Source organism: Methanobrevibacter sp., assembly GCF_045116495.1.
Classification (GTDB): Archaea; Methanobacteriota; Methanobacteria; order Methanobacteriales; family Methanobacteriaceae; genus Methanocatella.
In genome coordinates this window covers 22,552-31,246 of the sequence record NZ_JBGULU010000196.1, presented here as the reverse complement: position 1 = coordinate 31,246, position 8,695 = coordinate 22,552, and the positions used below count along the sequence as shown (strand labels likewise).

General features: G+C 30.7%; 10 protein-coding genes. 6 read left to right on the top strand and 4 right to left on the bottom strand.

What is annotated here, in order from left to right; translation table 11 throughout:
• The coding region (locus ACJMLH_RS10375) for a DUF1848 family protein (RefSeq protein ID WP_405277403.1) at positions 1-528 on the top strand (528 nt) is incomplete at its 5' end.
• A 140-nt stretch (positions 529-668) separates the two neighbouring features.
• The gene (locus tag ACJMLH_RS10370) at positions 669-1,673 is read left to right on the top strand and encodes a toll/interleukin-1 receptor domain-containing protein (RefSeq protein ID WP_405277401.1); all 1,005 of its coding nucleotides are present in this window, start codon (positions 669-671) and stop codon (positions 1,671-1,673) included.
• On the opposite strand, the gene ACJMLH_RS10365 is transcribed toward ACJMLH_RS10370, so the two are convergent.
• Complete coding sequence (locus ACJMLH_RS10365; RefSeq protein ID WP_405277398.1) at positions 1,665-1,811, bottom strand: hypothetical protein; 147 nt, start codon at positions 1,809-1,811, stop codon at positions 1,665-1,667. The genes ACJMLH_RS10370 and ACJMLH_RS10365 overlap by 9 nt on opposite strands.
• A gap of 568 nt (positions 1,812-2,379) precedes the next feature.
• Between ACJMLH_RS10365 and ACJMLH_RS10360 the strand changes: the two genes are divergently transcribed.
• A complete protein-coding gene (locus ACJMLH_RS10360) occupies positions 2,380-3,735 on the top strand; it encodes an MATE family efflux transporter (RefSeq protein ID WP_405277396.1) in 1,356 nt (451 codons plus the stop codon).
• Between the two features lie 183 nt (positions 3,736-3,918).
• Positions 3,919-4,050, top strand: a complete 132-nt coding sequence (locus tag ACJMLH_RS10355; RefSeq protein WP_405277394.1) for a hypothetical protein — start codon at positions 3,919-3,921, stop codon at positions 4,048-4,050.
• A gap of 1,109 nt (positions 4,051-5,159) precedes the next feature.
• Here ACJMLH_RS10355 and ACJMLH_RS10350 read toward each other — a convergent pair.
• Positions 5,160-5,981 carry a 4Fe-4S binding protein gene (locus tag ACJMLH_RS10350; protein ID WP_405277392.1) on the bottom strand — a complete coding sequence of 274 codons (822 nt, stop codon included), beginning with the start codon at positions 5,979-5,981 and terminating at the stop codon, positions 5,160-5,162.
• A 75-nt stretch (positions 5,982-6,056) separates the two neighbouring features.
• On the bottom strand, positions 6,057-6,116 hold the full coding sequence (locus ACJMLH_RS10345; RefSeq protein ID WP_405277407.1) for a 4Fe-4S binding protein: 60 nt from the start codon (positions 6,114-6,116) through the stop codon (positions 6,057-6,059).
• A gap of 404 nt (positions 6,117-6,520) precedes the next feature.
• Here ACJMLH_RS10345 and ACJMLH_RS10340 point away from each other — a divergent pair, with 404 nt between their 5' ends.
• Positions 6,521-7,189, top strand: a complete 669-nt coding sequence (locus ACJMLH_RS10340) for a flavodoxin family protein (RefSeq protein ID WP_405277390.1) — start codon at positions 6,521-6,523, stop codon at positions 7,187-7,189.
• Positions 7,190-7,212: 23 nt separating this feature from the next.
• Entirely contained in the window at positions 7,213-7,989 is a 777-nt protein-coding gene (locus ACJMLH_RS10335) for a DUF389 domain-containing protein (protein ID WP_405277388.1), read from the top strand.
• Between the two features lie 288 nt (positions 7,990-8,277).
• On the opposite strand, the gene ACJMLH_RS10330 is transcribed toward ACJMLH_RS10335, so the two are convergent.
• On the bottom strand, positions 8,278-8,514 hold the full coding sequence (locus tag ACJMLH_RS10330; protein ID WP_405277386.1) for a histone family protein: 237 nt from the start codon (positions 8,512-8,514) through the stop codon (positions 8,278-8,280).
• Positions 8,515-8,695 lie beyond the last annotated feature (181 nt).

The window sequence follows — 8,695 nt, the reverse complement described above, 5'->3', positions numbered from 1 at the left end:
TTTGAGCAGATGGCATCGGAATTGCATGAGTATACATCAGACTGCACAATCAGTTTTATAGATTTGTATCAGAAGGTTTTAAGGAATTTTCCCGAAGCCCGTGAAGTTACAACTGAGGAACGTTTGGTGATTGGTGAAAATTTCGCAAAAATTGCAGGTGAATATGATATCCAGATGAAAACCTGTGTGGAAGGCACATTGCTTGACCAGTTTGGTTTTGATTCAGCCGGATGCATGACCCAGCAGGTGCTGGAAAAAGCTATTGGAAATAATTTAAAAGTCCCTAAAGGAAAATACAGAAATCGTGAATGCAACTGTTTAATGGGAAGGGATATCGGATTATATAACACCTGTATGCATGGATGTAAGTATTGTTATGCCAACAGCAACATGAAGCTGGTCAAAAGGAATCAGAAATTACATGATTATGATTCTCCACTTTTAATTGGTGATGTTAAAGATGATGATGTTGTAAAAGAAATAGTTGAACCTAGTTATATTGATACGCAACAAAAATTAATTAATTGATTATATCTTTTGTTAGATTATGATTCTATGAGTTATTGGTTAATTTCATCTACTGAATAGTTCACAAACATTATCTAATTTAATATATTGGAAAACATTAAAGGAAATTATTTATAGTTTGTATTGTAAATGGTTAATTGATGGGAATTCTTGACAAAGTTTTTGGCAAAAATAAAAAGAAAGATGAAAATGAGATTCCTCAAGTTATTTTAACGCATGTTTTTATTTCATATAGCACTCGTGATAGAGATATTGCAGAAAATATCTGTAATTTTCTAGAATCAAATAATGTCAAATGTTGGATGGCTCCAAGAGATGTTAAACCTGGTACTAATTATAGTGAAGAAATCCTCAAAAACATAGAAGAAGCAAATCTTTTAATGTTCATATCTTCTAATGATGCCTATCAATCAATTTATATTAAAAATGAACTTAAAACAGCTTCCAACAATAATATTCCAATTATTGCATTTAAAATTGATGGATTTTTACCAAATGATGAATGGATGTATATTTTAAGTAATGCAAGATGGATTGATGGTTATCCAGATTATACTCATCATTATAAAGAATTAATGGAAGCATTGCGTGAAGAATTTAATTCATTAGGGTTACATCGTGTTATTGACATGAGTTCATTTAAAGAAAATAAACCTTTAAAAGATGTTGTTTATAGTCAAGATTCAGTTTCTTTAAGAAAGCCATTTAAAGCGTATAGTGGTATAAAACCTTATATTTTTATTAGTTATGCTCATAAAGATGCAGAATTAGTTTTTAGAGAGATAAAGAAGTTTCATGATAAAGGTTATCCTATATGGTATGATCAAGGTTTAACTGCAGGCCAAGAATGGGATGAGGAAATCGAAGAAGCGTTACTTAAAGCTTCTCTTTTAGTTGTTTTCATAACTAAAACTTCTATGTCTAGAAATAATGTTGTTGATGAGATAAAATTAGCATTGGAAGAACAAATAGATATTGTCCCAATTTATCTTGAAGAAACTGAGCTAGCAAAAGGTTTAAAATTGCGTCTTAGTCAAAAACATGCTATTTTTAAATATAATTCTTATGAAGAGGATTATCTTGATGAATGCTTTAAAGCATTTGAAAATGCAGGAATTCGATGTGATGGTGATGAGCTACTCTGAGATATAATTTGAAACAAGGCCTATGAAAATTGGCTGAAGAAAAACAACAAAACGTGTTGATGTGGTTAGGGAGGCATTCCATGATAATTTGAATGATTCTTTTTCCAAAAGTTGTTGTTCATACTTTTTTTTGGCCATAACCCTTTATATACTATATAAATTAGGAGAATTGCATTATGGTTGAAGAAATAATTCTAAAATAAATGTAGTGATTATGGAAAGTGCATACGGGTTGAGTTTACATAAATATGAAGATTTATTTTCAATAAAAGATTCAAAACTAAATCTGTGAAATTAATGAACAATTTCTATACTATTATGCAAACGCCAACATGAAGCTGGTTAAAAGGAATCAGAAGTTGCATAATACTGATTCACCACTATTAATCGGTGATTTTAAAGATAGTGATGTTGTAAAGGAGATTTCTGAGCCTAGCTATATCGATAGACAGCAAACTTTGATTTGATTTCTTTTTTTTGAGTACCTTTTAGGAATTTGTGCAATTTCGTATTATTTCAGGTGTTGGTTTAAATCATTATGAGAAATTATTTTTTAATTTTCGAATTCAATGTACTTGATTTGCCTGGTTATTGTTTAAATTTTTGATTGATAATAATGGAAATTTGAAAAGATTAGTTGATTATATTGAATAAATTTTATAAATTAATATTTATAATATTATTATTAATGAATCAAAATGTTGACATGATTGAGTTAAGTAAGACTGAACCAAAGAAGGCCATTAATAAATTTGTTTTGTCATCAATGGCATCTGTATTTTTAATAAATTTAAATTATTTGGTTGACAGCTTTTGGGTTTCAGGGCTCACTGCCGATGCACTTACTGCAATGGGTCTGGTAGTTCCTTTATGGACTATTATAAGTGGTATTGGTACAGGTTATGGTGCCGGCCTTAATTCAGTCATCTCAAGATTTGTGAGTATTGGGAAAAATGAAGATGCTGATAATGCCATTATGCATATAGTAATTTTGGCAGTATTGTCATATTTAATCTTTTTAGTGATAGGGATTTTCTTTTTAGATTCCATAATCATATTTCTTGGTGGGGCTAGTGTATCGTCACTTTGTAAGGCGTATATTATGCCGGCATTTATGTTAAATATTTTTTTAATGGCTCCTGAAATAAATGCAGGTTTATACAGATCCAGGGGTGATGTAAAACGTTCATCTGATTCTTTTATTGTAATTGCGATTTTAAATATGATATTGGATCCTATTTTTATTTACATTTTAAATTTAGGAATTTCAGGAGCATCATATTCAACAATCATCGCTTTAATATGCGGTTTAATATATATGAACATAGGTCAGGATTTTAGGAAGAATATAATAATTCCTGTAAAGCAGAATTTTAAATTTCAATTAAGTCTCTTAAAAGAACTATTGGTTGTTTCGATTCCTGTTGCAGTAAATGACATATTACATTCTATATTTTCCATATCAGTAAACTATTTGATAATATTTACTGCAGGTGTTGGAGAAATTGCGTCCTTTATAATTGTTAAGCAGCTGATAAGATTTGTCTTAGTTCCGGCAGATTCATTAGGTTCAGTATTTATCACAGTTTCAGGGGCAACTTATGCTTCAAAACTTTGGAATAAATTTGAAGAAGGTTTAAATTATGCAACTATGCTTGCTTTATCCGTTTCAGTTATTGTTGCTTTAATATTTTTTATTTTTCCACATCAAATCTGTGGAATATTTGGTTTGACATTATCTGATCCGCTCGTAATTGATAGGGCTTCAGAAATACTGACGATATTGACATTTTTATATTTATTGTCTCCTTTACAAATAATGGCAGTAAAATCATTCCAGGGGATGGGTAAGGGCTTCATTTCATTCTGCCTTTCACTTCTCTCTCAAATAATATTTACTTTAATATTTGCATATTTATTTGGATTAATTCTAAACATGGGAGTCTTTGGAGTATATATGGGACTTGTTGTTGGATATTCTATTGCTGCAATTATTTCTTTCAGCATAATTAAATTTTATATCCACAGATTAAAAAATAAAACAGATATTGTTCAAAATTAAGTATTCTGATAATTTCATGGCCTTTAATCAAAAAATATGGAAAAATCCATGTTAACTATGAAACAAATTTCACTAAAAAGTAATGGATAATTCTACTACTTTTAGTTATAGTTTGTTCGCATTATACCAAACAAGATTTCAATTTGTAGTACATAATTTCTATACTGTTATGCCAACAGCAACATGAAGCTGGTTAAAAGGAACCAGAAGTTGCACAATCCGGATTCACCGTTGCTGACCGGTGATGTTAATGAGAGTGATGTTATGGAAGTTAATGAATCTAGCTACATTGATTTTCAACAAAAATTGGTTTGATTTATATTGCCCTAAACTTGATATATCTTGTTTTTATCACTACAATTTTACGAAGTGGCTTCAACAAGCTTTAAATACAGTGTAATGTAATAGTATACAGAAGATACATAAAAGATTTTATTCTAATTTTTTCATGTCATGATTATATGATCATTTGTGAGTTATATAATGAAGTAAATTTTACGAATTTAAAGCAATATTTCACGTTTAAAACGATTTTAATGTCTTAATTTAATGAATTGAAGTCTTAAATACTATTAAATCAAATATTATAACTAATCAAACTCTTGACCAAAGGTGGTGATATTATCGCGAACAAAATAATGTTGCCTGTGATGGGATTTAAAATTATTGTTTTAATGAACTCTCCTCTTGGCAAATTTACTTATACAAATGGAGGAATCCTTATGAGTGTCCGAAAGAAATTTTGGGTTGCAATGCTCATATACGCCACCATCACGTGGTGTCTGGCATTGTTCATCATATGGATTACATATAATTAATCCTATGTCATAATGGATTTCTCCTTTAAATTGCAGGAATCTTCAAATATTCCAATTTTTGTTTATCGATAGCTTTAATCAGCTATGTTTGGGTTTGTTCAGTTGCAAATGACACTTCCTGCAATTTATAAATTAAAAAATAATTAACTTTATATATAATCTGGTTCATATTATCCATTAGAGTTTATAGTCCACATTTCTGGATACTTAAATTCTATTTGTATAAGTAAATTTTAATCAATGTCTACTTGTTCGAACATGTTCAAGCATGTTGTAGACATTGAATCTCTACTTTAACTTATTTTTTAATATCATTAATCATCATTGCAACTATATCTGATACACAAACATTTTTTAAGTAGTGTTATGTCAACGCCAACAGGAACCTGACCAAAGGAATCAAAAGTTGTACAATCCAGATTCTCCCCTTTTAATCGTGGATGTTAAAGAAGGTGATGTTGTAAAAGAGGTCAATGAACCGAGCTATATTGAACCTAAGCAACAACTTTATTTGATTATTAGTTATAATATTACTGTCAATTTTATCAAAAAGATTCATGATGGCTGGAAATACTTAATTTTTCAAATTAAACTTCTTTGTCTAAATCATAATTTCAGAGCATCATTCGGACAACTGTGAACACAATTAAGGCACAATATGCATTCCGTACCGTTTTCTCTTTTTCTGGAATTGTTTAACATTTCAACATCCATCGGACATGCCTTTACACATTTGCCACAACTGATGCATTTATTTTCATTAACTTTAACTCTTAAAAGTGAAAAATAGCTTGAAGTCTTTAAAAATACAGTAATAGGACAAATATATTTGCAAAATGCACGGTTATCTTTAAGATAAAATGCCAGAGCAATTCCAAGAATATAATAAATAATATTTCCTACAATAAACAGGAAAAATATTATTGAATCAAGATTGGCAAATTTAAAAACGAATAGTGAACATACTCCGCATGATATTGCTGCAAATAATATGTATCTGACATACCCCCAATTTTTCCTTTCATTTTGAGGGGTTTTATAAGGCAGCAAATCCAATATCATTGCTGTCCAGCAGGCATAGCCACACCACCCACGGCCAAACAGTAATGGCCCAAGGATTTTTGCAATTAGAAAATGAATAACGGCACCTTCAAAAACACCTAAACTTAAATAATACCAAAATCCGGACAGGGACAAGTTTTCATGACCTAAAATACCCACGTAAAAAAACAGATAACCTCCAACTGCAAGCATAATCAGGTTTCTTGCGTATATGTTATTTTTACTCATCATGAACAGTCCAACAGCTATTGCAGTTCCGATATAGAGGAAATTGAATATGAAAAAGGTGTTGGAAGTTGTAATATATACCAGAACAGAAATCACGATGAAAATTAACTCCATTATTATTGGTGCTTTAATGTTCATGAATAAGTATTTTTTAATCACAATAATTAAATTTTATGTATAGGCTGTGAAATCAAAAAAATATATCGGAAGATTCTAGTTTGTCATGGTTATGGCACCTTGAGGACATATTGCATAGCAATGGCCACATTCCATGCATCCTTTCTGGTTTGTTGAATTTCATCATTTTCTAAAAACAGGTATGAGTTTGGACAGTCATTAATACACTTCGAACAAACAATACACTGTTCACCATCGATTGTAATTGGATTCATATTTTTCACCTTATTGATGTAATATTGATTTCATGTAACTGTTTTATTAGTTTTAAAGGATTTTTAAGCTATTTTCATCGAACTGGGAGTTCATACTTATATTTCATTTTCAGCTTTGTTTTCATTGGAATGTTTTTAGTTGAATTTATCATTTAAAATTTTAATATTCATGTTATTTAAATTTCGTCGGATACATTTCAATTATTTTTCCCAACCTTGATATGGGCATTGTTTTGCAAACTAAGATAATATTGATAGCTATGAATGATAAAAATAATATGCATTATGAATATTGTAGTTCTTAATGCAAGTCCTAGAAAAATGGGAAACACTTCCCAATTATGTAAAAAGGTAGTTGACGGCGCAATGGATGGGGGTGCCGATGTTGAATACATAGATTTGTATAGTTATGATTTTAAGGGGTGCATGAGCTGTTTTACATGTCATTTAAAAAAGAATCTTAAAAATCCCTTATGTTATTGGAGAGATGACTTAAAGGAAATTCTCAAGACATGCCTTGAGGCGGATGCAATAGTTTTAGGAACTCCTATTTATTATGGATCAATATCATCATCAGCACAGGCGTTTCTGGAAAGATTATTATTTGCGGCAGATACATATCTGATTGATGAAGATGGTAACAGAGTATCCAAAATTAAAAAAGAAGTGAAAACTGCAATGATTTACACTATGAATGTGCCAAAAGAAATGGACTACTTTAATGGAGAAGATCAACTGGCCATTATGAGAGGTTACCTGACTGCCATTTTTGGAGAATGTGAAGCATTATATGCTTATGATACCAAACAATTCAAACAGTATTCAGCTTATGTAAACAACATGTTTGATGCTGAACATAAGATAGAAAGTGAAAAAACACAGTTTCCGAAGGACTTGAAAAAGGCCTATGAATTAGGTAAGAGGTTATCTGGAGAAATATCAAAAACCGATTAGAGGAATATTAAGGAAATGAGAATATGAGTAATATTAAGGAATATAATGAAACAATGAAAGAAAAAGTTAGAACAGCTTTTTCATTATCTGAAGATTCTGCATCTCATGAGGAGATTCGTACACGTTTATTGGATGGCGGACAAGTAACAGGAACTAATCTGTGTGTTCTGATATGTGCAATGGTAATTGCATCTGTTGGTCTTAATATGAGTTCAACGGCGGTGATTATTGGGGCGATGCTCATTTCCCCGATTATGGGAAGTATTCTTGCTTCTGCATATGGAAATGTAACTGCTGATTATTCCATGCTTCGTAATTTTATGCTTGGTTTTGGAATACAGATTGTAATCAGTGTTACTGCTGCAGCGATTTACTTTTTCCTATCTCCTGTTAAAGAGCCTACAGTAGAATTGCTTGCAAGAACATCTCCTTCATTTTATGATGTTTTAATAGCATTCTTCGGTGGAATTGCCGGAATCATTGGACAAACAAGAATGGACAAAACAACTACTGTTATTCCGGGTGTTGCAATTGCAACTGCTCTGATGCCACCATTATGTACCTGCGGATATTCTATTGCAAACGGAAGATTGGATATGCTCCTTGGAGCAGGATATCTGTTTATAATTAATGCGTATTTCATTTTCCTTGCGGCGACTATGATTTTGACTGTTCTAAAAATCCCAAAAACCAGAGAATTAACTGAAAAAGAATGGAAAGTACATCGTTTTCTTATGATTCGTAATACAATCATCATTGCGATACCAAGTATAGTGGCGGTTTATTTTATGGTGCATTAAAATAATCGCCCAATTAAAACTCATGAGAGAGTTGTACCTCGAGTGTATTTTTAAACTGTATATTTTCAAATGAAATACGCCAACAAAAAATAGTTATTTAATCTTAAAAATAAAAAAATTTGCAAGAAAAACTTGCAAATATAAAAACTATTTGATTTAATTTAAATCATATAATTTTTGTCAAATCCTTACTTGTTCATTCTCATTTTTCCATTTTCTTAAATGATTTAATGATGTCTTCAATGACTTTTCCTTCGGATGCAGCATCAAATACATTTTTGATTACGTCTAGAATATTGTGTTCTCTTCAGGAGTCTCAGTTTTTTGATGATCAGTAGCTAAAGCGATATCTTCTTCTTTAACAGTTTTTCTGTTTGCATATTTTGCGTATACAACTGCTTTTTTAGAGACTTCTTCTGCGTAATCTTCTAAGTATTCAGCTAATGCGTCTACTGCATCAGCACTTACTCTTTCAGCACCAGCTTCTTGGATGATCCTTTTTACAGGAGCCTTAGGGATTGCCATATTTTTCACCTCCATTTAATACTGTTGTATAATTATATCAATAATGCAATATTAAAACTTTGTCCTATTTTACTTATTAATTGGTTAATTTCCTTATAATAAAATAGATATAATTTAAAAAAATAGTTAAATAGTGAATATTTTTTAAAAACCTTGTTGATTTTCATTATCTGAAGTTCAT

Coding starts and splice junctions, on each gene's coding strand:
- ACJMLH_RS10370 (WP_405277401.1), top strand. CDS start 669: ATGGGAATTCTTGACAAAGTTTTTGGCAAAAATAAAAAGAAAGATGAA.
- ACJMLH_RS10365 (WP_405277398.1), bottom strand. CDS start 1,811: ATGGCCAAAAAAAAGTATGAACAACAACTTTTGGAAAAAGAATCATTC.
- ACJMLH_RS10360 (WP_405277396.1), top strand. CDS start 2,380: ATGATTGAGTTAAGTAAGACTGAACCAAAGAAGGCCATTAATAAATTT.
- ACJMLH_RS10355 (WP_405277394.1), top strand. CDS start 3,919: ATGAAGCTGGTTAAAAGGAACCAGAAGTTGCACAATCCGGATTCACCG.
- ACJMLH_RS10350 (WP_405277392.1), bottom strand. CDS start 5,981: ATGAACATTAAAGCACCAATAATAATGGAGTTAATTTTCATCGTGATT.
- ACJMLH_RS10340 (WP_405277390.1), top strand. CDS start 6,521: ATGAATATTGTAGTTCTTAATGCAAGTCCTAGAAAAATGGGAAACACT.
- ACJMLH_RS10335 (WP_405277388.1), top strand. CDS start 7,213: ATGAGTAATATTAAGGAATATAATGAAACAATGAAAGAAAAAGTTAGA.
- ACJMLH_RS10330 (WP_405277386.1), bottom strand. CDS start 8,514: ATGGCAATCCCTAAGGCTCCTGTAAAAAGGATCATCCAAGAAGCTGGT.